This is a genomic window from Luteimonas sp. Soil_C_16, from assembly GCF_057657295.1.
Window position 1 is genome coordinate 101,686 of sequence record NZ_JBDGIS010000006.1, and the last position, 23,632, is coordinate 125,317.

Here is a 23,632-nt window from a genome sequence, read left to right on the forward strand (position 1 = left end):
CGAAGTCACTGGATTCAGGCCTGCGACGGAATGACGGGATTCAGGCGTCTGACGAATCCAACCTCGTCAGGGAAACGGGAGAGAAGTGCTTGAAGAAGCACTGTGCGTACCGCTGAACCCGTCGAGCCCGCCCCCGTTTTCGCGTAGGCTCCCCGCCCATGAGCAGAGCCCCCCTCCCCTTCGAAATCGACGCCCGCCGCTTCCCCGGCGACGGCCCGCTGGGCATGCCCGCCGAGCAGTTCCTGCGCAATTACTGGCAGAAGCGGCCCTTGCTGATCCGCAATGCGTTTCCGGACCTCGAAAGCCCGCTGCAGCCCGAGGATCTCGCCGGCCTGGCCTGCGAGGAAGTGGCGCTGTCACGGCTGATCCGCCACGACCGGGCGCGCGATGGCTGGCAGGTGGAGACAGGACCGTTCGACGAGGATCTGTTCCCCGGCCTCGGTGATCGCGACTGGACACTGCTGGTGCAGGACGTCGACAAGTGGGACGCCGATGTCGCCGCGTTGCTGCCGCATTTTTCTTTTCTGCCGCGCTGGCGCATCGACGACATCATGGTCAGCTTCGCCGCGACCGGCGGTTCGGTCGGTGCGCACGTCGACCAGTACGACGTATTCCTGCTGCAGGGCCAGGGCCGCCGCCGCTGGCAGATCGACGCGTCCGACGCGATGGGCCGGGGCGTGCCGCCGCAGGCGTTCCGCGACGATGTCGAACTGCGGCTGCTGCGCGAGTTCACGCCGACCCACGAGTGGGTGCTCGGTCCCGGCGACATGCTGTATCTGCCGCCGATGGTGCCGCACCACGGCGTGGCCGAGGATCCCTGCCTGACGTTCTCGGTCGGCATGCGCGCGCCGTCGGTCAGCGAACTGATGGGCGACTACATCGACACCTTGGCCGCGGACGCCGACGAATCGATCCGCTATCACGACGAGACCCTGCAGCCGCCGGCCGATCCGAACGAGATCGATGCCGACGCGATGGCGCGCGTCGTCGAAGCGCTCAATGTGATGCGCATGAAGGACCCCGATCGCCTCGGCGACTGGTTCGGCAGCTTCATCACCGGCTACCGCAATGCGCAGCAGGTGGTGGCCGGCGGCGCAGCGCCGCCGCGCATCGAACTCGAGTGGCTGCTGTCGCAGGGCCAGGCCGTGCTGCACCGCAATCCCTTCAGCCGGATGGCCTGGCGTCGTGCCGGGGACGGCGCGCGCCTGTTCGTGTCCGGCACGGCGTGGCCGCTGCCGCTACGCGATGCGCGCACGCTGGCCGCCGAAGCGCAGATCGACGGCCGCGCGTATGCGGCGCTGTCGGGTGCGGGACGCGAGACGGTGCTCGAACTGCTGGCCGAGGGGCACTACACCCTGCTGGATGCGGATTCCGAATGAGCGCGGCGGCGCCGTTCCGGGTCGCCATCGTCACCGGTGCCGGTGACCTGGCAGCGGCGCACGCGGTGCGCACCGCGGTCTTCGTCGGCGAACAGGGCGTGCCCGCGGACCTCGAACGCGATGCGCTCGATGCCCTGAGTCGGCATGTCCTCGCGACCGCTGCCGATGGCACCCCGATCGGTGCCGGTCGCATCGCACCCGACGGCCGCATCGGCCGGCTCGCGGTGCGCAGCGACTGGCGCGGTCGCGGTGTCGGCGATGCGATGCTGCGTGCACTGCTCGATGCCGCGCGCGATGCCGGCCTGCGCGAGACCTATCTGCATGCGCAACTGCAGGCGATGGCGCTGTACGCACGTGCCGGATTCGTCGCCGAAGGCGCACGTTACGAAGAAGCCGGCATCGCGCATCGCACGATGCGCCGCCTCGCCGGCGCGACGTTCCCGGTCGACGATCTCGCCGCGGCCGTCGATGCGACTGTCACCCTCGTGTCCGCCGCGCGCCGCGCGCTGTGGCTGCGCACCCGCGATCTCGACCCCGGCCTCTACGATCATCCCGACGTGCTCGCCGCCCTGCGTCGCTTCGCGACCGGTGGCCGCGGCGTGCAGATCCAGGTGCTGCTCCACGATCCCGCCACCGTGCAGCGACGCGGCTCCGCATGGCTGGCGTTGTCGCAGCGGCTGAGCAGTGCGTTCGCCTTCCGCGCGGTCGAGGATCCGGTGGACCGCGAGTACGCCGGTGCGTTCCTGGTCAACGACGCCGGCGGCTTCCACGTGCGCGCGCTCGGACATCGCGTCGATGGTGAAGCGGCGACCGATCTGCCAGGCCGCGCACGTCAGCTGGCGCAGCAGTTCGCGCCGGTGTGGGAACGTTCACGCGCCTGCAGCGAGTTCCGCGCACTGGGGATCTGAGGCGTTTGCGTCGTTTCGACGTCGTCCGGGCACGCCGCGGACGCTGCGTTGCGCGCGCGCCGGGGGCCGCCGATGGTGCATCGCGGCGAACGACGCGCGTATACTGTGCGGCGTCGTTTCGCGCCAGATCCCGCCTGTTTTCCGGAGATCGCTCCGGGTCCGGCCCTGCCCCCCTCCAAACGAGCCCGAATTCCCCGACGTGGACAGTCTCCTGAAGCAGTTTGCGCAGTCCTCCCAGTTCGGCGCCAATGCCGCCTTTATCGAAGACCTGTACGAGCAGTACCTCGTCGATCCCGACAGCGTCGGTTCGGACTGGAAACGGTGGTTCGACGCTTTCAAGGGTCGTGAAGCCGGCGATGTTCCCCATTCCGCAGTGCTCTCGGCCGTGGCCGAAGCAGGCCGCAAGGCCGCCCGCGGCATCGTCGAGGCGACGCCTGGCGGCGCCGGCGACGAACGCGAGCGCCACGTCGGCCGTCTGATCACGGCGTACCGTTCGCGCGGCCACCTCGGCGCGAAGCTCGATCCGCTGGATCTGGCGCCGCCGCTCAATCCGCCGGATCTGGGCCTGGCCTTCCATCAGCTGACCGATGCCGACCTCGACGACGAGTTCAGCACCGGCGGCGTGGCCGGCCAGCCGCGGATGAAGCTGCGCGACCTGCTCGCGCTGCTCAAGACCACCTACTCCAGCCAGATCGGCGCGGAGTTCATGCACATCCCCGACTTCGAACAGCGCAGCTGGCTCTACCAGCGCCTGGAGAATGCCGGTGGCCGCTTCGCCCGCAGCGAAGCGGAGAAGAAGCGCATCCTCGAGCGCCTGACGGCGGCCGAGGGTCTCGAGCGCTATCTGCACACCAAGTACGTCGGCCAGAAGCGCTTCTCGCTCGAAGGCGGCGACGCGCTGATTCCGCTGCTCGACAGCGTGATCCAGCGCGCCGGCAAGGAAGGCGTCAAGGACATCGTGATCGGCATGGCCCATCGCGGCCGTCTCAACGTGCTGGTCAACACGCTCGGCAAGAACCCGCGCAAGCTGTTCGACGAGTTCGAAGGCAAGTTCGACCACCACGACACCGATCGCGCCCACACCGGCGACGTGAAGTACCACATGGGCTTCTCGGCCGATCTGGCCACGCCCGGCGGTCCGGTGCATCTGGCGCTGGCGTTCAACCCGTCGCACCTGGAAATCGTCAACCCGGTGGTCGCCGGCAGCGTGCGTTCGCGCCAGCACCGCCGTCGCGACACCGAGCGCAAGCTCGTGCTGCCGGTGCTGCTGCACGGCGACGCGGCCTTCGCCGGCCAGGGCGTCAACATGGAGCTGTTTCAGATGTCGCAGGCCCGCGGTTTCGCGGTCGGCGGCACGGTGCACGTGGTCATCAACAACCAGGTCGGCTTCACCACCAGCGATCTGCAGGACGCGCGCTCCACGCTGTACTGCACCGATGTCGCCAAGATGGTCGGCGCGCCGATCCTGCACGTGAATGCCGATGATCCGGAAGCGGTCGTCTACTGCGCCGAGCTCGCCTACGACTTCCGCCAGCAGTTCGGCAAGGACGTGGTCATCGATCTCGTCTGCTACCGCCGTCACGGCCACAACGAGGCCGACGAGCCGGCAGCAACCCAGCCGCTGATGTACCAGGTCATTCGCAAGCACCAGACCCCGCGCGAGCTCTACACCGCGAAGCTGGTCGCCGAAGGCGTGATGGCCGAGGCCGATGCGAAGGCGATCGTCGACGGCTACCGCAACAAGCTCGACGCGGGCGAAGTCACGGTCGAGCTGGCCGACGCCAAGCCGAGCGACTACGAACTGACGATCGACTGGGATCCCTATCTCGCCGGCCGCCTGACCGACACGCTCGACACCACCGTCTCGGTCGACAAGCTGAAGGCACTGGCGACGCAGATCACCACGCTGCCCGAGTCCGTCACCCTGCAGGCGCGCGTCGCCAAGATCTACGACGACCGCCGCAAGATGGCCACCGGCGAACAGCCGGGCGACTGGGGCTTCGCCGAGAACCTCGCCTACGCCACCCTGCTCGACGCCGGCCACCGCCTGCGCCTCGTGGGCCAGGACAGCGGTCGCGGCACGTTCTTCCACCGCCACGCGGTGCTGCACGACCAGAAGACCGGCGGCAACTACATGCCGCTGCGCGAACTGGTGCAGAACCCCGAAGACGCAACGATCATCGACTCGCTGCTCAGCGAGGAAGCGGTCATGGCGTTCGAGTACGGCTACGCGTCGTCGGAACCGGGCACGCTGTGCATCTGGGAAGGCCAGTTCGGCGACTTCGCCAACGGTGCCCAGGTGGTCATCGACCAGTTCCTGTCGTCGGGTGAAGCCAAGTGGGATCGCCTCTGCGGTCTGGCGCTGTTCCTGCCGCATGGCTACGAAGGCCAGGGCCCCGAGCACAGCTCGGCGCGTCTGGAGCGCTTCCTGCAGCTGTGCGCGCTGGAGAACATGATGGTCTGCGTGCCGACCACGCCGGCGCAGGCCTTCCACATGATCCGGCGCCAGCTGTGCATGACCACGCGCAAGCCGCTGGTCGTGATGACGCCGAAGTCGCTGCTGCGCCACAAGCTGGCCGTCTCGACGCTCGAGGAACTGGCCAACGGCGAGTTCCAGCACCTGATCCCCGACACCGACGCAGACCCGAAGAAGGTCACGCGTGTGGTCGCGTGTTCGGGCAAGGTCTACTACGACCTGCTGGAAGAGTCGCGCAAGCAGGGCCTCGACAACGTCGCACTGCTGCGTGTGGAACAGCTGTATCCGTTCCCGCGCGAACTGCTGGCTGCCGAGCTCAAGCGCTTCCCGAAGGCCACTGAAGTCGTCTGGTGTCAGGAAGAACCGCAGAACCAGGGCGCCTGGTACCAGATCAAGCATCACCTCGAGTTCTGCTCGGGTGCCAAGCAGTCGGTGCATTACGCCGGTCGCGCACGTTCGCCCTCGCCCGCCGTCGGTCATTTCAACGACCACGTCGCCGAGCAGACGCAGCTGATCGCCGATGCGCTGGTGAACGATCTCGCCGGCAAGGTCCTCGCCGAGTAATCCGGCGCGTACCCCGCTCACCCATTCCCCACATTCAACGCTTTTCCAGGAAGCCACATGGCCACTGAAATCAAAGTCCCGGTCCTGCCCGAATCCGTCTCCGACGCGACCATCGCCACCTGGCACAAGAAGGCCGGCGATGCGGTCAAGCGCGACGAGAACCTCGTCGACCTGGAGACCGACAAGGTCGTCCTCGAAGTGCCGTCGACCGTCGATGGCGTGCTGAAGGAAATCAAGTTCGAAGAAGGCGCGACGGTCAACAGCGCGCAGGTCATCGCGATCATCGAGGAAGGCGCAGCTGCCGAAGCGCCGGCCGCCGAATCGGGCGCCAAGGACAAGGAAGCGCCGGCCGCCGGTGCCGAGGAAGTGCAGCCGAAGTCGGAGGCCAAGCAGGCCGACGACAAGGCGCCGGCCTCGACCAAGCCGCAGACCTCGTCGGGCAAGAACGACGGCCTGCCACCGGGCGCACGCTTCACCGCCGAGAGCAAGGGCATCGACGCCTCGCAGGTCGAAGGCACCGGCCGCCGCGGCGCGGTGACCAAGGAAGACCTGCTCAACTACGCCTCGGGCAAGACCCCCGGCGTGTCCGGCGGCGCACGTCCGGAAGAGCGCGTGCCGATGACCCGCATCCGCAAGACCATCGCGGCGCGCCTGATGCAGTCGAAGGAATCGATCGCAATGCTGACCTCGTTCAACGAGGTCAACCTGGGCAAGGTGATGGCGCTGCGCAAGGAGCTGGGCGAACAGTTCCAGAAGGACCACGGCATCAAGCTCGGCTTCATGAGCTTCTTCGCCAAGGCCGCCGCCAATGCGCTGGCCAAGTATCCGGTCGTCAACGCCTCGGTCGACGGCAACGACATCATCTATCACGGTTACGCCGACATCTCGGTCGCCATCTCGACCGACCGCGGCCTGGTGACGCCGGTGCTGCGCAACGTCGAGCGCCAGGGCTTCGCCGAGATCGAGCAGGGCATCGCCGATTACGCCAAGAAGGCGCGCGACGGCAAGCTGGGCCTGGACGATCTGCAGGGCGGCACGTTCACGATCACCAACGGTGGCACCTTCGGCTCGCTGATGTCGACGCCGATCGTCAACCCGCCGCAGTCGGCGATCCTCGGCATGCACTCGATCAAGGAGCGCGCCATCGTCGAGAACGGCCAGGTGATCGCCGCGCCGATGATGTATCTGGCGCTGTCCTACGACCACCGCATCATCGACGGCAAGGACGCGGTGCTGTTCCTGGTCGACATCAAGAACCAGCTGGAAAACCCGCACCGCATGCTGCTCGGCATGTGATGCGCCGCGAGCCCCCTCCACGGAGGGGGTTCGCACTTGTGGCGCCCGCGCCGCACCCCCAAATTCGCCACATCGGCATCCTGCCCTCCACCGCAGGCATCGAAAGAAGGAATTCCCCCATGGCTGAACAATTCGACGTCGTCGTCATCGGTGCCGGTCCGGCCGGTTACCACGCCGCCATCCGCGCCGCGCAGCTCGGCAAGACCGTCGCCTGCATCGACGCCGCGCTGGGCAAGGACGGCAAGCCGGCCCTCGGCGGCACCTGCCTGCGCGTGGGCTGCATTCCGTCGAAGGCGCTGCTCGATTCCTCGCGCCAGTTCTGGAACATGGGCCACATCTTCGGCGACCACGGCATCAGCTTCAAAGACGCGAAGATCGACGTCGAAGCGATGATCGGTCGCAAGGACAAGATCGTGAAGCAGTTCACCGGCGGCATCGCGATGCTGTTCAAGGCGAACAAGGTCACGCCGTACTACGGCTTCGCCACGCTGCATGCGAACCGTCTGGTCAAGGTGAAACAGCACGACGGTTCGGAGATCGAGCTGACCGGCGCCAACGTCATCATCGCCGCGGGTTCGGATTCGATCGAACTGCCGTTCGCGAAGTTCGACGGCGACACCATCGTCGACAACGTCGGCGGTCTGGACTTCACCGAAGTGCCCAAGCGCCTGGCCGTCATCGGCGCCGGCGTGATCGGTCTGGAACTCGGCAGCGTGTGGAAGCGCCTCGGCAGCGAGGTCACGATCCTCGAAGCCCTGCCCGACTTCCTGGCCGCAGCCGATGCCGAAGTCGGCAAGGTCGCGCTGAAGGAATTCAAGAAGCAGGGCCTGGACATCAAGCTCGGCGCGAAGGTCTCCAAGACCGAGATCACCGGCAAGGGCAAGAAGAAGGAAGTCGTCGTCAGCTATACCGACGGCAGCGGCGAGCAGACGCTCACCGTCGACAAGCTGCTGGTCGCCGTGGGCCGCAAGGCCGCGAGCAAGGGCCTGCTGGCCGACGACAGCGGCGTGAAGCTGACCGATCGCGGCCAGATCGAAGTGGACGACCACTGCCACACGGGCGTCGATGGCGTGTGGGCGGTCGGTGACTGCGTGCGCGGCCCGATGCTGGCGCACAAGGGCTTCGAGGAAGGCATCGCAGTGGCCGAACTCATCGCCGGCCTGCCGGGTCACGTCAACTTCGACACGATTCCGTGGGTCATCTACACCGAGCCGGAGCTGGCCTGGGTCGGCAAGACCGAGCAGCAGCTCAAGGCCGAAGGCATTCCGTACAAGGCGGGCAGCTTCCCGTTCGCCGCCAACGGCCGTGCGGTCGCGATGATCGAGGCGACGGGCTTCGTGAAGGTGCTCGCGCACGCCGAGACCGATCGCGTGCTCGGCATGCACCTCGTCGGCGCCAACGTCTCCGAGCTCGTGCACGAAGGCGTGCTGACGATGGAGTTCAGCGGCTCGGCCGACGACCTCGCCCGCATCTGCCACGCGCATCCGTCGCTGTCGGAAGTGGTGCACGACGCGGCGATGGCGGTCGACAAGCGGGCGATTCACAAGGCGAACTGAGCGCCATCGTCTTGACCTAGGAAGGCTCCGCCCAGGCGGGGCCTTCCTGCTTTCCGGCCCGGCAAACCGTCTGCACGACACCGGGCGATCACCTCCGACTACAAGGACATCCCTGATGAAATCGATCTGTGTCTACTGCGGCTCCAACGCCGGCAGCAAGCCCGTCTATGCCGAACGCGCGATGGCGCTGGGCGACCGGCTCGCGAAAGACGGCCTCCGCCTGGTCTACGGCGGCGGCAACGTCGGCCTGATGGGCACCGTGGCCAACGCCGTGCTCGAAGCCGGCGGGCAAGTGACCGGGGTGATCCCTCAGCAGCTCGCCGACTGGGAAGTCGCGCACCGCGGCCTCACCGAACTCGAGATCGTCGATTCGATGCACGCCCGCAAGATGCGCATGTTCGAACTCTCCGACGGTTTCGTCGCCCTGCCCGGCGGCTTCGGCACGATGGAAGAGATCTTCGAGATGCTGACCTGGCGCCAGCTCGGCATCGGCAACAAGCCCTGCGCCTTCCTCGACATCGACGGCTTCTACGCGCCGCTGATCGGGATGATCGACCGCATGGTCGAAGAGCGTTTCCTGCACCCCGACCAGCGCGCCGACCTGTGGTACGGCAGCGACATCGACGAGATGCTGGCGTGGATGCAGGCGTACGAGCCGGCGCAGGCGAGCAAGTGGATCGATGAGAAGCGGCGCAGTGTTGTGAAGTGAGTTGTTTGCGGGCTGACCGAGCGGACGCCCGTCACTTCAATTCCAAGTCGCTGGATCCCGGCATTCGCCGGGATGACGAGCGATAAATCTGACGCGCACAGACTCCGTCGTCCCGGCGAATACCGGGACCCAGCGACTGACCGCACTGCCACCCGCTGACTAGCATCGAATAACGATGTTCCGGGGAGCGAGCGCATGCAGGGACGGATTCCTTGCGTCTACATGCTGGCGAGCGGCCGCAACGGCACGCTCTACATCGGAGTGACCTCGGACCTCATTCAGCGTGTCTGGCAACACAGAAACGAGTTGGCCGCCGGCTTCACCCGGCGACACGGAATCCACACACTCGTCTGGCACGAAGTCCACGAAACAATGGAATCCGCGATTGCACGCGAAAAGTCACTCAAAGAGTGGAAGCGTGCCTGGAAACTCGCGCTGATCGAAGACACCAATCCATATTGGCACGACCTGTATCCTGACCTCATCTGACGCCACCGAGGTCTTGAGCATGCCCATCCCCGCCCGTTTCGACGCCTTCCGCATCCACAACGACGACGCCGGTTATCGCAGCGGCATCGAGCAGATCGCCATCGATGACCTCGCAGACGGCGAGATCGACATCGCGGTCGCGCATTCGTCGGTGAATTTCAAGGACGCGCTGGCGGGCACCGGCAAGGGCAAGATCCTGCGGCGCTTTCCGCTGGTCGGCGGCATCGACGTTGCCGGCCACGTCGTCGCCTCGCGCGACCCCGCGTTCAAGGAAGGCGATGCGGTGCTCGTCACCGGCAGCGGCCTGTCCGAGACGCGCGACGGCGGCTACACGCAGTACGCGCGTATCGAGGCCAAGTGGGCCGTGCCTCTGCCCGCCGGGTTGAGCCTGCGCGAGAGCATGATCCTCGGCACTGCCGGGTTCACCGCCGCGCTCGCATTGCTGCGCATGCACGAGAACCGGCAGACGCCCGCCCTCGGCCCGCTCGCGGTGACCGGCGCGACCGGCGGCGTGGGGTCGCTCGCGGTCGACATCTTCAGCAGCGCGGGCTTCGAAGTGCATGCCGTCAGCGGCAAGGCCGAGCATGCGAATTATCTGAAAATGATCGGCGCATCCGAGGTGCTGGGACGCGATGCGCTGGGCACGGCGCGCCCGATGGAATCGGCGCGTTTCGGTGGCGGCCTCGACAACGTCGGCGGCCCGATGCTGGTCAGTCTGCTCGCGCAGACCGAGCCTTACGGCAACGTCGCCAGCGCCGGTCTCGCTGCGAGCGCGGACCTCGGTGCGACCGTGATGCCCTTCATTATCCGCGGTGTTTCGCTGCTCGGCGTCGCATCGGCAGGTACCGCGCGCGATGTGCGAGATGCGGTCTGGCAGCATCTCGCCAGCGACTGGAAGCCGCGTCATCTCGATGCGATCTGCACACGCGAGGTCGGTCTGTCGGAACTGCCGGACGTGTTCGAAACGATGCTCGACGGCGGGTCGTTCGGTCGGACGCTCGTCACGCTTTGATATCAGCTGCGCGCGCGAGCAATGAATGCGCGGATAGAATCGCAGTCGTCATATCGAGGGGGAATCGATGGCACGCATTCTGATCGTGGACGACTCGCCGTCCCAGCTGATGGGCATCCGGCGCATCGTCGAAAAGCTCGGCCACGAGGCACTGACCGCGGAGGACGGCCAGGCCGGCGTCGACGCGGCCAAGCGCGAATTGCCGGACCTCATCCTGATGGATGTGGTGATGCCGAACCTCAACGGTTTCCAGGCCACGCGTTCGATCACGCGCGAGCCGACGACCGCGCACATCCCGGTGATCCTGGTGACCACCAAGGACCAGGACACGGATCGCGTCTGGGGCATGCGCCAGGGCGCGAAGGCCTATCTCACCAAGCCCTTCAGCGAAGTCGAGCTGTCGGACGCGATCCTCAAGACGATCGGAGGCGGCGCCGCGTCGGCTGTCTGAGTCCGCGCTGATGCAGTCAGATCAGGATGATGCGGCCGGGTTGGCCGCTCTCGATGATCCGATTCCTGCCCCTGCAGGCTGGGCATTGGCCGTCTACTTCTTCCCCACCGCAAACGAATCGCGCAGCGCCTCGTAGGCCGCGACCTGCTGCATGTCGTTCGCGACCGGCGCCTGGATCTCGAGTTCGACGATCTGGTCGCCATCCGGCGCACCGCCGGCGCCCGGCAATCCACGGCCGCGCAGACGCAGCTTGCGTCCGGCTTCCGAACTCGCCGGGATCTTCAGATCCACATGCCCGCCGAGCGTCGCCACGCTGATCGTCGCGCCGAGCGCCGCATCCCACGGCGCGATCGGCAGCGTGTGGATGATGTTGCGACCGTCGACTTCGAAATCCGGATGCGCGGCGTATTCGATTTCCAGCAGCAGATCGCCACCGTGCTGGCCCTGCCGCGGCAGACGCACGACCTGGCCCGGCCGGATGCCGCGCGGAATCTTCACCTCGAAGGTCTTGCCCATGACCGGCACGCGCACGCTGTCGCCGCGGTAAATGGTCTCCAGCGTCACCGCCAGCCGCGCGCGCGTGTCGCCGCGCGGCTGCGGGCCACCGCGACCGGGCTGTTGCGGACCGGCATAACCGCCCGCGCGCCGGCCGAACATCTGTTCGAAGAAATCGCTGAACCCGCCGCCCGCGCCACCGCCGGCGAAGATCTCGTCGAAATCCACGCCGCCCGGTCCGCCACCGAATCCGCCCGGCGGCGGCTGCACGTCGTCGCCGGGCCGGTAGCCGCGCGCGCGCAGGCTGTCGTAGGCCTTGCGCTTCTCCGGGTCGCGCAGCGCCTCGTAGGCCTCGTTGACCGACTTGAAGGTGTCTTCGGCCCCCGGCTCCTTGCTGACGTCCGGATGGTACTTGCGCGCGAGCCGGCGGTAGGCGGTCTTGATTTCCGCGTCGCCCGCGTTCGGCTCGACGCCGAGAATCTCGTAGTAATCCTTGAACTGCATCTGTTTTGCGTCCGGTGCGGGCGCTTGCCCGTCAGGAATGGAACGCCACGATCGGCGACGGCCCGCAGGATACCTGCAGGCCGTCGCCGCGTCGTGGATACCGCGGCTGCAGATGACGCAGCCGCGGTCGATCGACCGTTACTGGCGCGTGCCCGCCTCCGGCGCTGCGCCGACCTGGATGCGGCGCGGCGTGGACTCGGCGCGCTTGGGAATGCTGATCTCGAGCACGCCGTGATGGCCGCTGGCGGTGATCGCATCGGCGTCGGCGCTGTCGGGCAGCGTGAAGCGACGATGGAAGCGACCGGTGTTGCGCTCGACGCGCGAGAACCGCACTTCATTGGCGTCGCCGTCGGTGGCGTCCTGGCTCGCAGGCGCACGTTCGCCCTTGAGGCTCAGCACGCCCTTGTCCATCCAGATCTCGACCTGCGCCGGATCGATGCCCGGCAGGTCGGCGAGGATCACGAACCGCGAGCGCTCCTCGCGGATGTCGACGCGCGGCGTCCACTCGCTGGTGACGACCGACGATGCGTCGGCATCACCGTGGACGAACTGCTGCAGGAACTGGCGCATCTCGTCGTGCAGACGCGGCGAGGTGTCGCGGGCTAAGGGACGGGCGACGGCGCGAAACGCTTCATGGCGCATGGAATGACTCCGGACTGGGGGCGGCACCGGTGGCCGCGATGTCCCCGATCTGGGTGCCGGCGCGAGGCTTTCAAGCATCGCCGCGGGCTCACGCCACGAGCGGCTAGACTTCCGTTCACCCTCCCCCGGAACGCCCTCATGACGATCCAGATCGGCGACACGATTCCCGAAGTCGCGCTCAAGCACATCCACGACGGCGTGCGCATCGTCGACACCCCGACGCTGTTCACCGGCAAGCAGGTCGTACTGTTCGCAGTGCCCGGCGCGTTCACGCCGACCTGTTCGGAACATCACCTGCCCGGCTTCGTCGAGCACTTCGAGACCTTCCGCAAGCGCGGCATCGACGTGATCTGCATCGCCGTCAACGATCCCTTCGTGATGCAGGCCTGGGGCGAAAGCGTCGGCGTGCCGGACGGCCTGCAGATGGTGTCCGACGGCAACGGCGATCTGGTCAAGGCGATGGGTCTGGAAATGGACGCCAGCGCCTACGGCATGGGCCTGCGCGCGAAGCGCTTCGCGCTGTATGCCGACGATGGCGTGGTCAAGCAGCTGTTCGTCGAAGCGCCGGGCGAGTTCAAGGTGTCGTCGGCGGAGCATGTGCTGGCGCACTTGGCTGTCTGACGCCAGACGTCGTCGCTCCAGCGCAAGCCGGGGCCCGGTTCGATTTCGGTTTCAACGTCGGAAATCAAGAACAGACTGGATTCCAGCCTTCGCTGGGATGACGGTCGATGCGCCCGCGAGGCTTTTCGATCAGAGCCTCACTCCGCCACCCGGAACGCCACAGTCCGCCACGCCCCGTCATCCGCGAGCGCGGTCAGCGTATGCGCGCCCGGCGTGTCGAACTCGTGCCGCAGCCACTGCGTGCCGCGCGTTTCGCCGATCCAGCGGCCGTCGAGCAGCCACTGCACGCGACCTTCGCTGCCGAGTGCACGCAGCTGCAGGCGCACGCCATGCGTGCTGTTCGGTGGCCGTGCCAGCAGGGTGCCGGGCGTCAGGCCTTCGATGTGCAGCGCTTCGGACGCGTCGCGGCCGTCGGGCGCGCAGTCCGGCGACAGCACGGGCAGTCTCGATGCCTGGCGCGCCGTTGCCGGCAACCACGGCGCCACGAGCGCCGGCCAGCGAGCGACCTCGGCACTGCGTCGCACGTGCGTCGCGCTGCAATCGGCGGACAGGCGCAAGCCGCTGCCCGCATCGACATCGAAACGCACCACGCCCGCGCCCCAGCGACTCGCATCGCGCTCCGGCAGCGTCGGCGGCACGTTGCCGTCCAGCGTCCAGGCATCGCGGCGGCGCTGGCACAGCGCGGCGCTCTGCGTGTCCGCAGCCGTGCCGAGCGGCCAGCAGATATCGACATCGCGCACATTGGGCGGGGGCGGCGTGCGCACCGCGTCGGCGCGATCGCGCGGCAGGCTGTCGACGGTCTCGAACAGCAGCGGCAGTGCGGTGACCGCGCCGTACTGCCCCGGCAGCGGCGTGCCGTCCGGCCGCCCGACCCACACGCCGACCGTGTAGCGATGCGTGCCGCCGATCGCCCAGGCGTCGCGATAGCCGTAGCTGGTGCCCGTCTTCCACGACACGCGTGGACGGCCGCCGGTATCGAAAGTCTCGATGCGCTCGCCGGGTCGCGGATTCGATTCGAGGATCTCGCGCACGATCCACGCCGCGCCCGGTGACATCAGCCGACGTTCGACCAGGGGCGCCTCGGGCGTCAGCCGCACGCGGCCGGCGATGCCGTCGCGATGCAAGGCGGCATGCGCGCCGACCAGCTGTTCCAGTGTCGCGCCCGTGCCGCCGAGGATCAGCGACAGGTTCGGCGCCGCGCCACGCGGAAAGCGCAGGGTCACCCCGGCGTTCTCCAGCCGCGCCGCGAAGCGCGCAGGGCCGACACGATCGAGCAGATCGACCGCGGGCACGTTGAGCGACAGCCGCAATGCGTCGTCCGCCGCGACCGGTCCATTGAACGCGGCGTCGAAGTTGCCGGGGCGGTAGCCGTCGAAGGACTGCGGCGCATCGCTCATCAGGCTGCCGGAATGGATCAGGCCGTCGTCGAGGGCCATGCCGTAGAGGAATGGCTTGAGCGTTGAGCCCGGTGAGCGCCACGCGCGGACCATGTCGACATGCCCGAGTCGCGCGCGATCGCCGAACGCGACCGAACCGACATAGGCCTGCGCCTCCAGTGTTCGGTTGTCGACGACGAGCAGCGCGGCCGAGGTACGCTCGGGCAGTTGCGAAAAGTAACTCGAGACGCGCTGTTCCAGCACGCGCTGCAGACCGATGTCGATCGTCGACACGATGTGCGCTTGTCGCGGCGCGGCTTCGCGCAGGCGCTGCGCGAGCAAGGCGGCGTGCATCGGCTGACGCAGGCTGCGCGCGACGACCGCTTCGACCTTGGCGTCGTCGACCTCGGCGCGCGACCACACACCCAGCGTCGCCATGCGCGCGAGCACCTTGTCGCGTGCGGCGCGTGCGGCTTCGGGTTCGCGATCCGGACGCAGCCGGCTCGGCGCCTGCGGCAATACCGCGAGCAATGCGGCCTCGGCGTGCGAGAGCTGCGAGGCCGGCTTGCCGAGATAGGCCCAGCTCGCGGCTTCCACACCTTCGATCGTCCCGCCGAACGGCGCGCGGGTGAGATACAGCGCGAGGATCTCGTCCTTGGACAGATGCACTTCCAGCTGCACCGCGCGCAGCATCTGCACGAGCTTGCCGCCGACCGTGCGGCCACGCGGCACCGGATCGAGGATGCGTGCGACCTGCATCGTCAGCGTCGAGCCGCCCGAGACGATGCGCCCGCCGCGCGTCCACTGCCCTGCCGCGCGCGCGAGCGCCCAGGGATTGATGCCCGGATGGCGGCGGAACCAGCGGTCCTCGTAACAGAGCAACGCCTGCAGATACAGCGGCGACACCGTGTCCGGCGTAGCCGGGTGCCGCCACACGCCGTCGGCATCGGCGAACGCGCGCAGTGGCGTGCCGTCGCGCGCGACCACGACGACGCTGGCATCGGCGCGCGTCGGCAGGTGCGGCGGGAATGCGAGATCGAGCAACAGCAACGTCGACAGCACAGCCGCCGTGCCCCAGCGCAGCCAGGGCGCGACGCGCTGCCACACCTGCCCTGCCCGGCTGCGCCGGTTCACGCGCGGATCGGCCAATGCACTGGATCCCGCCTACGCGGGGTTCCCGACCAACGGTTGTCGGGTCACGACGGCAGAGACGACCTGCATCGCCACCGTCATCGACCCGGACAACGCCGGCGCGCAGCGGTCATCGAACCCGCCGCTCAAGGCTGCACCACCGTGATCCGCGCGGGCACCGACGTCCCGACACCCCGCAACTGCGGCCGGTACATGTCTTCGACCAGCGGCGGCGGTGCGGTGTAGGTGCCGGGGCTGACGGCGCGCACGAGGTAGAACACGCGCGCGGTGCGGCCGCTGTCGAGCTTGAGCGCGGCGACGTAGCGGTCGTCGCGGTACTCCTCGTGCTGCACCGTCGCCGCGCTGCCGCGCTCGGTGATCTGGATGCCGTCGACGACGACGTCCGCCCACTGCTTCGCATCACCCAGGTTGAAGTTCTCGACTTCCAGGCCTGCCGGCAGCAGATCGGTCAGCAGCGCGTCGGGCATGTCGCGGTCGGCGACGACCGAGACGGCGACGATCAGCGCATCGCCTTCCTTCAATGGTCCGGGCGTCCACGGCTTGCCGTCGGTGCCGTAGAGCCGGCGCTCCACTTTGATGACACTGGCATCGGCGGCCGGCGCCTGACGCGGCACGCCGGCGACGTCGATGTTCGCGTACATCGGCGGTTCGCCCCGCGGGGTGAAGCGCACGCCACGACGCAGGCCGGCCTCGTCGTAGGCGCGGCCGACGATCGTCGCAGCCGCCACGGCCTCGTCGACATCGCCTTCGCGCAGCGTGCCACCGACGCGCTTGCGCTGATCGGACGAGAGCGCACGCCCGAGGCGCGCGAGTGCGATCTGCTCCTGCGTGCTGAGGTACATCCAGCCGCGGTTGCGCCGCACGTCGACCTCGCGGCCGATGTCGATCGCGCGCGCGTCGAACGCGGGCCTGGCGACGCCGCGTTCGTGGGTCAGGGCGAGCATCAGCGAGGCGTCGCGCAGTGGCGTGCCGTAGTCCCACAGATAGCCCGGACGGTCACCCTTGAAGTCGAACCCGGCCTGGATGGCCCGCTCACCGCGGGTCTTGTCGCCCTGCAGCGACAGCGCGAGGCCCAGGTGCACCAAGGGCAGGCCGCTGAGCGTGCGGCCGCGGTCGTTGTCGTAGAGCGCGCGCAGCGTGCCCAGCGGCGCCCGGTTCACCCGTGCGAGCACGTAGCCGGCGTAGGCGCGATACGCGAAACGCAGATGCTCGCGGTGATCCTGGCCATAGAACTCGTTGCCGCCCGACAGCAGATCCTCGCCGAGACGCTCCAGCGATTTCTGCAGCACCGCGTCGGGCACCGCGAAGCCAGCATCGCGCGCGTCGAGCAGGAACTCGACGATGTACGGGGTCAGCATCGGATTGACGTAGCCGTCGCTGCCCCACATCGAGAAGTGCCCGGTGCCGACCTGCATCGATGCGAGCCGTCCGAATGCGGCCTCGACGAACTGGCGGCGCTTGCCCGCGTCGACGCCCTGGATGCCGAGCATCGACACCGTGGCGTCATCGAGCTGCAACGCCGCGTAGCCGCGGCTCGTGGTCTGCTCCGCGCAGCCGTAGGGATACGCCAGTGCGCCGGTGATCGCGGCCGCGAACGGAATCGGCGGCAGTGCGCTGACGGTGAAACGCGCATTGACCGAGCCGGCCATCAATCCGTCCATCAGGCCGGTATCGAGCGTCACCGGGGTCGCGCCGTCGAGCACGCGGGTACTGGAACGCAGCACCGCCGGCCAGGCCGGCCGCACCGGCAGATCGTAACTGCGGTCGACGCGGACACCGGTGCCGTTCACGCGCACCCGCACCTTGGCGACGGTGTAGCCCTCCTGCGCGGTCAGCGGAAAGCTCAGCGTGGTCTTGCCGTCGACGCCCAGTTCCACCTTGCGGCTGCCCTCGCCGATCGCCAGTGGACCGACGCCGTCGACGCGCACATCGAAGCTGCCGGCACGTCCGCTGAAATTGCTCAGATCCAGTGTCACCGTGCTGGTGTCGCCCGGCGCCATGACCCGCGGCATGCTGGCCTCGGCGACCAACGGCGCGCGTACCACGGTTTCGACATCGCGGCTGCCGTAGCGGTCCGCCGACCACACCAGCGCGGACACCCGCAACGTGCCGTTGAAATCCGGCAACTGAAGCGGCACACGCGCATTGCCGCGCGCATCGAGCTTCACCGGCCCTGCGAACAGATCGACCGTCTGCACGCGCGCGGTCGGACGCCGCGCCTGCGGCAACGCGGCCAGCGGCGCATCGCCGCCGAAGCGCAGGCGCGCGGTGCCGCCTTCGAAACTCTCGATCACCCGGCCGTAGAGATCGTAGGCATCCACGCCGAACCGGCGCTGCGCGAAGAAGTGCGTCCACGCATCGGGCACCGGGAAACGGGTGATGTTGAGGATGCCGACATCGACCGCCGACACCGTGACCCAGGCCTCCTGCCCGGCCAGCTGCGGCGCGCTGACGGTGACCTGCATCGGGCCTTCGGGCCGGATGAGCGCAGGTGCCTTGAGGCCGACGGCGACACGTCGCGCGCGCCGTTCCATCGGCACGTGCGCCACGCCGACCGCGCGTGCCGGCGTGACCGTGCTGGTCGCGCTGCCGCCGCGGAACACCAGCGCGGTCACGTAGACATCGTGACGCTCCCAGTCCTCGGTGACCGGGATGTCGAAGGTGCTGCCCGGCTTGGCGTCGATTTCCTGCAGATAGAGCATGTGGTCGCTTTCGACCATCAGCAGACCCTTGCCCGGATGCGGCGGCGTCACCGTCACGCGCATCGTGTCGCCGGCGCGATAGCCGGCCTTGTCGAGCGCGACCTTGACCTTGTCGGGGCGTGCATCGATGCCGCGGTTGCCGTCGTCCCAGCTCCAGCCGGCGCGGAAGGGATAACGCGAGACCAGCTTCGTCGCCGGGTCCTCGACATCGATGCGGTACTCGCCCCACTCCACCGGAAAATCGAAGCGCGTGGCATCGCTGCCGGCATCAAGCGTGCGCGTCTCCACCGTCTCGAATCGACGGGTGAATTCGTAGCGCCATCCGGCATCGTCGTTGCGCCAGTGGTAGTCACGATGTTCGCGGATCAGCGAGACCTTGAGCCCGGCCTGCGGACGCGGCTTGCCGTCCGCGCCTACGCGCAGCAGTTCGAAACGCGCATTGGTGTTGGGGTCCGCGCCGTCGTCGGGTTCGAACAGTGGACGCACGCCGACCAGCGCATCGGCCGGCCACAGCACGCGCTTGAGCGTGCGATTGACGCTACGGCCGCCGGTCTCGTACAGGCTGCCGGACACGATCGCGGCGATCGGCGTGGTGGGCTTCGCTTCCTCCGGCAGCGGGATGTCCGCAGTCAGACGACCCTGCGCATCGAAGGTGCCCTCTACGACATCCTTGGCCTCGCGCGGCAGGTCGACAGTCGCGTCGCCGAACACGAAACCCGGCAGGCCTTCGACCGGCGAGCGCTCCACCGCGAGCGCCAGGCGCGCGGTGAACCGGTTGCCGCTTGCCGGCGCGCCGTAGAGATACGCGCCGGTCGCCTGCAGCTTCAGCGGCTCACCGGGACGCAGCGCCGCTTGCGCGTCCAGATCGAGCTTCATGCGCTCGGGCAGGAATTCCTCGATGCGCAGCGTCATGCCCTGCACGGCTTCGCGCGCGGCGGGATCGGTGCGGAATTCGACGCGCCAGCTGCCGGTCGGCGCATCGACCGGAATCTCGCGCTCGAAACGGAAGTAGCCGCTCTCGCCCGGCTCGACGCGCGTCTCGAAGAAGGTCTTGCCGTCGGGCTGGCGCAGGCGCGCGAACAGCGACTGCGAGCGTCCGTCCTTGGCCGCGACCGGTCGTCCGTCCTGGTCGCGCAGCAGCGCCGACACGCGCACGGTTTCGCCCGGGCGATACAGGTCGCGGCCCGACCAGGCGAACACGTCGAACCACGCCTGCTCGCGGCCACTGACCGCGAATTCCGACAGGTCCAGCGCCGGCTGGTTGAACGGCAGCAGCGACACATCGCTGGCACGGCTCGCGACCAGCACATGGCCGGCGTCGAGCGTGTAGTCGAGCATCGCATTGCCCTTGGCATCGGTGCTCGCGCGGTAGATGGTCGCGCCCTTGGCGTCGAGCACCTTCAGCTCCGCGCTGCCGATCGGCGCGCCGTTCTGCAGCGATGCGGTGTGCACGAACAACTTCTCGCCGTAGGCGCGCGCGTGCAGGCCGATGTCGCTGACGGTGAAGAACGCGGTTTCGTACTGGTCCTCGAACGCGCCCGCGCGCTTCATCACCGCGAAGTACAGGCCCGGCTGCTGCAGCTCGCGGATCTCCTGCAACGGCAGATAGGTCAGCACGCGCTCGTTGCGCGCGCCGTCGATCGCGAATCGGTTGACGTAGACCGGCTTGGCCAGCTTCGACAGCGGTATGTTCTCGCCCCAGCGGTTGTCGAGTTCCCAGCTGCCACGGCGGCCGCCGCGCTGGTACTGGGTCAGGAATGCGGGCAGTGATTCGTCATCGACGCGAAGGAATTCGACATCGACCTCGGCGACGTTGATCGACACGATCGGCAGGCCGCGCGATTCCTTCGCCGGCAGCACGCTGCCCTGCGAGGCGAAACCGACGACGGGGTCGAGCTCGCCGGTGAACACCTTGCGCTCCACATCGGCGCCGAGCGTTTCGCCTCCGGCCGAGGCCAGCGTGCCCGACAGACGCACGGTGTAGTCGCGGTTCGCCTCGACGTGCGGAAAACGCAAGGTCTTGCCGTCGTCGTCGAGCGTCCAGCTACCCTCGCGGGCGGCGCCGTCGGCGAAGGTCACCAGCGCGTCGAAATCCTGGGTGCCGACCAGGGGTTCGGAGAACTCCAGCGCCAGCGCGAGCGACCCGTCGCGCTGGTCGGGGAAGGCGCGTACCAGGCCGAAGCCTTCGATCGTCTCGCGGTCGGTCTGGATCGCCTCGCCGCTGACGGCGGGCGTCTGGCCAGCCGTGTCGCGCTTGCAGGCCGTCAGGCCGAACGCGAGGAGCAGGACGGCGAGGCCTGCCAGCAGATGACGCGTGCGCAGCGACGCGCGTTCGGTTCCGAAGGACATCCGCTGTGCTCCGCTGGGCGTTGGTCGCGAGTATAGGCCGCGGCTGCGGCCTTCCGGAGACAGTCGATTGGCGGATCGGGTCGCGATTCGGCGTGGCGCCGGGTCAGGGTTCGCAGGCGGCCCTGAAACGAAGAAGGGCCGGCAGTGCCGGCCCTTCTCCCTCACTCGAAACGCGTCGAACCTCAGGCGTCGGGCGACGCCGTCGGCGCATCGACCGCCGGCGTCTCGCCCGGCGGCAGCGCATCGATGTCGTCTTCGCTGCTGTCGACGATCGAGCCGTCCACACGCTCGATGCCCTGCAGACGCTCGTCCTTGGACACGCGCATCAGGGTCACGCCCTGCGTGTTGCGGCCGACGCGTGCGATCTCCGATGCGCGGGTGCGCACGAGCGTGCCGCCGTTGGAGATCAGCAGCACCTCGTCGTGGTTGTGCAGCAGCACCGCGCCGACCAGCGGACCGTTGCGCTCGGTCGTCTGGATGCCGATGACGCCCTGCGTGCCGCGTCCCTTGCGCGGGTATTCCGACAGCGGCGTGCGCTTGCCGTAGCCGTTCTCGGTCGCGGTGAGGATGTACGGGATGTCGTCGCCCGCACCCGTCTCGACTGCGGCTTCGCCGCCCGTCGCTTCGATCGTCGTATCTTCGACGGTGTCCTCGGACTCGTCTTCGATGCCGCCCGCGCTTTCGGCGACGATCAGGCTCACCACCTGCTCGCCCTTGGTCAGGCGGATGCCGCGCACGCCACCGGCCGTGCGACCCATCGAGCGCACGCGGTCTTCGCCGAAGCGCACCGTCTTGCCGTTCGAGGCGAACAGCAGCACGTCCTTGTCGCCGTCGGTCAACGCGACGCCGATCAGCGCATCCCCCTCGTCGAGGCGGATCGCGATCTTGCCGCGCGCCAGACGATAGGCGAATTCGGTGAGCGGGGTCTTCTTGACCGTGCCCGCGCGCGTGGCGAAGAACACGTACTGGCTTTCGAGATACTCGCGCACCGGCACGACGGCCTGCACCTTCTCGTTCGCTTCCAGCGGGATCCAGTTGATGATCGGACGGCCGCGCGCATTCGGGCCGGCGTCCGGCAGCTGGTGCACCGGCAGCCAGAACACGCGACCGGCGCTGGTGAAGGTCAGCAGCGTGTCGTGCGTGTTGACCAGCCACAGCTGCTCGATGAAATCCTCATCCTTCGTCGCCGCCGCGTTGCGGCCACGGCCACCACGCTTCTGCGCGCGATAGGCACTGACAGGCTGGCGCTTCGCGTAGCCGGAGTGCGACAGCGTGACCACGACGTCCTCGGGCGCGATCAGGTCGAGGATGTCGAGATCCTCTTCGCTGGCGCGGATTTCGCTGCGGCGCGCGTCGCCGAACTCTTCCTTGACGTTGCGCAGTTCGGTGCGGATCACGTCCAGCAGCACGTCGGGGTTCTCGAGGATCTCGATCAGGCCGCGGATCGTTTCCAGCAGCAGCTTGTATTCGTCGGTGAGGCGATCCTGCTCCAGCCCGGTCAGGCGGTGCAGGCGCATTTCAAGGATCTGCTGGGCCTGCACGTCGGTCAGCTGGTAGTGACCGTCGATGAGACCGACGCCTTCGGGCAGGTCTTCCGGACGCGAGGCCTCGGCACCGGCCGCGCCGAGCAGCGCGCCGACCAGACCCGCTTCCCAGCGGCGGGCGAGCATCCGCTCCTTGGCAACCTGCGGATTCTCGGACGTCTTGATCAGCTCGATCATCTCGTCGATGTTCGCGAGCGCGACCGTCAGACCTTCAAGGATGTGCGCGCGGTTGCGTGCCTTGCGCAGTTCGAAGATCGTCCGGCGCGTGACCACTTCGCGGCGGTGACGGACGAAGGCTTCGAGGATCTGCTTGAGGTTCAGCAGCTGCGGGCGGCCGTCGACCAGCGCCACCATGTTGATGCCGAACACCGACTCCATCTGCGTCTGCGAATAGAGGTTGTTGAGCACCACATCCGCGGAATCACCGCGCTTGATCTCGATGTAGATGCGCATGCCGTCCTTGTCGGACTCGTCGCGCAGCTCGCTGATGCCTTCGAGCTTCTTTTCCTTCACCAGCTCGGCGATCTTCTCGATCAGCCGCGCCTTGTTGACCTGGTAGGGAATCTCGGTGACCGCGATCGCCTCACGCCCGTTGTCCGCCACCTCGATGTCGGCACGCGCGCGCATGCGCACGCGGCCACGGCCGGTGCGATACGCCAGATGGATGCCGCCCACGCCGTTGATGATGCCCGCGGTCGGGAAATCGGGACCGGGGATGTATTCCATCAACCCGTCGATGTCGATCTCGGGATTGTCGATCAACGCGACCAGCGCATCGATGACTTCGCCGAGATTGTGCGGCGGGATATTGGTCGCCATGCCCACCGCGATACCGGCCGAACCGTTGACCAGCAGGTTCGGGAACCGGGTCGGCATGACCGTCGGCTCGCTTTCCTTCTCGTCGTAATTAGGCTGGAAATTGACCGTTTCCTTGTCGATGTCGGCCATCAGCTCGTGGCTGAGGCGCGCCATGCGCGACTCGGTGTAACGCATCGCCGCCGCGGAGTCGCCGTCGACCGAACCGAAGTTGCCCTGGCCGTCGACCAGCATGTAGCGCAGCGAGAACGGCTGGGCCATACGCACCAGCGTGTCGTACACCGACTGGTCGCCGTGCGGGTGGTACTTACCGATGACGTCACCGACGATACGCGCCGACTTGAAGTACGCCTTGTTGCTGTGCGCGCCGAGTTCGTGCATCGCGAACAGCACGCGACGGTGGACCGGCTTGAGGCCATCGCGGACGTCGGGGAGCGCGCGTCCCACGATCACGCTCATGGCGTAATCGAGGTAGCTGCGGCGCATCTCGTCTTCGAGGTTGACGGGGATGATTTCTTTCGCGGAATCGACCATCTAGAGGGTTTGCATCCTGTCTACGCGGTCCGGATTTCCGGCGCCGGGCACGAGGCT

General features: G+C 67.8%; 15 protein-coding genes. 10 read left to right on the plus strand and 5 right to left on the minus strand.

All coding sequences use genetic code 11. The annotated features are described in order from the left end of the window. Nucleotides 1-158 precede the first annotated feature (158 nt). From AC3A5T_RS12570 to AC3A5T_RS12610, 9 genes are all read left to right on the plus strand, one after another. Nucleotides 159-1,379: a JmjC domain-containing protein gene (locus AC3A5T_RS12570; protein ID WP_487628864.1), complete on the plus strand. Its 1,221-nt coding sequence runs from the start codon at nucleotides 159-161 to the stop codon at nucleotides 1,377-1,379. After that, nucleotides 1,376-2,287: a GNAT family N-acetyltransferase gene (locus AC3A5T_RS12575; RefSeq protein WP_487628865.1), complete on the plus strand. Its 912-nt coding sequence runs from the start codon at nucleotides 1,376-1,378 to the stop codon at nucleotides 2,285-2,287. The genes AC3A5T_RS12570 and AC3A5T_RS12575 overlap by 4 nt, the downstream gene beginning before the upstream one ends. Nucleotides 2,288-2,486: 199 nt before the next feature. After that, nucleotides 2,487-5,327, plus strand: a complete 2,841-nt coding sequence (locus AC3A5T_RS12580; RefSeq protein WP_487628866.1) for a 2-oxoglutarate dehydrogenase E1 component — start codon at nucleotides 2,487-2,489, stop codon at nucleotides 5,325-5,327. A 57-nt stretch (nucleotides 5,328-5,384) separates the two neighbouring features. Next, nucleotides 5,385-6,623: a dihydrolipoyllysine-residue succinyltransferase gene (gene sucB, locus AC3A5T_RS12585; RefSeq protein WP_487628867.1), complete on the plus strand. Its 1,239-nt coding sequence runs from the start codon at nucleotides 5,385-5,387 to the stop codon at nucleotides 6,621-6,623. A gap of 119 nt (nucleotides 6,624-6,742) precedes the next feature. Next, nucleotides 6,743-8,179, plus strand: coding sequence for a dihydrolipoyl dehydrogenase (lpdA, locus tag AC3A5T_RS12590; RefSeq protein WP_487628868.1), 1,437 nt, complete (start codon nucleotides 6,743-6,745; stop codon nucleotides 8,177-8,179). Between the two features lie 115 nt (nucleotides 8,180-8,294). After that, complete coding sequence (locus tag AC3A5T_RS12595) at nucleotides 8,295-8,888, plus strand: LOG family protein (RefSeq protein WP_487628869.1); 594 nt, start codon at nucleotides 8,295-8,297, stop codon at nucleotides 8,886-8,888. A gap of 195 nt (nucleotides 8,889-9,083) precedes the next feature. Further along, complete coding sequence (locus AC3A5T_RS12600; RefSeq protein WP_487628870.1) at nucleotides 9,084-9,377, plus strand: GIY-YIG nuclease family protein; 294 nt, start codon at nucleotides 9,084-9,086, stop codon at nucleotides 9,375-9,377. A 19-nt stretch (nucleotides 9,378-9,396) separates the two neighbouring features. Next, nucleotides 9,397-10,389, plus strand: a complete 993-nt coding sequence (locus AC3A5T_RS12605; protein ID WP_487628871.1) for an acrylyl-CoA reductase family protein — start codon at nucleotides 9,397-9,399, stop codon at nucleotides 10,387-10,389. 67 nt (nucleotides 10,390-10,456) lie between these two features. After that, complete coding sequence (locus tag AC3A5T_RS12610) at nucleotides 10,457-10,840, plus strand: response regulator (RefSeq protein ID WP_487628872.1); 384 nt, start codon at nucleotides 10,457-10,459, stop codon at nucleotides 10,838-10,840. A gap of 93 nt (nucleotides 10,841-10,933) precedes the next feature. Here AC3A5T_RS12610 and AC3A5T_RS12615 read toward each other — a convergent pair whose 3' ends face one another. Further along, nucleotides 10,934-11,839, minus strand: coding sequence for a DnaJ C-terminal domain-containing protein (locus AC3A5T_RS12615; protein WP_332077493.1), 906 nt, complete (start codon nucleotides 11,837-11,839; stop codon nucleotides 10,934-10,936). A gap of 138 nt (nucleotides 11,840-11,977) precedes the next feature. After that, on the minus strand, nucleotides 11,978-12,481 hold the full coding sequence (locus AC3A5T_RS12620; RefSeq protein WP_425497202.1) for an Hsp20/alpha crystallin family protein: 504 nt from the start codon (nucleotides 12,479-12,481) through the stop codon (nucleotides 11,978-11,980). Nucleotides 12,482-12,619: 138 nt separating this feature from the next. Here AC3A5T_RS12620 and AC3A5T_RS12625 point away from each other — a divergent pair, with 138 nt between their 5' ends. After that, on the plus strand, nucleotides 12,620-13,102 hold the full coding sequence (locus AC3A5T_RS12625; RefSeq protein ID WP_487628873.1) for a redoxin family protein: 483 nt from the start codon (nucleotides 12,620-12,622) through the stop codon (nucleotides 13,100-13,102). 137 nt (nucleotides 13,103-13,239) lie between these two features. Here AC3A5T_RS12625 and pbpC read toward each other — a convergent pair whose 3' ends face one another. From pbpC to gyrA, 3 genes are all read right to left on the minus strand, one after another. Continuing rightward, entirely contained in the window at nucleotides 13,240-15,612 is a 2,373-nt protein-coding gene (gene pbpC, locus AC3A5T_RS12630) for a penicillin-binding protein 1C (RefSeq protein WP_487628874.1), read from the minus strand. Nucleotides 15,613-15,755: 143 nt separating this feature from the next. Then, nucleotides 15,756-20,681, minus strand: a complete 4,926-nt coding sequence (locus tag AC3A5T_RS12635; RefSeq protein WP_487628875.1) for an alpha-2-macroglobulin family protein — start codon at nucleotides 20,679-20,681, stop codon at nucleotides 15,756-15,758. A gap of 182 nt (nucleotides 20,682-20,863) precedes the next feature. Then, on the minus strand, nucleotides 20,864-23,575 hold the full coding sequence (gene gyrA / locus AC3A5T_RS12640) for a DNA gyrase subunit A (protein WP_487628876.1): 2,712 nt from the start codon (nucleotides 23,573-23,575) through the stop codon (nucleotides 20,864-20,866). Nucleotides 23,576-23,632: the final 57 nt, after the last annotated feature.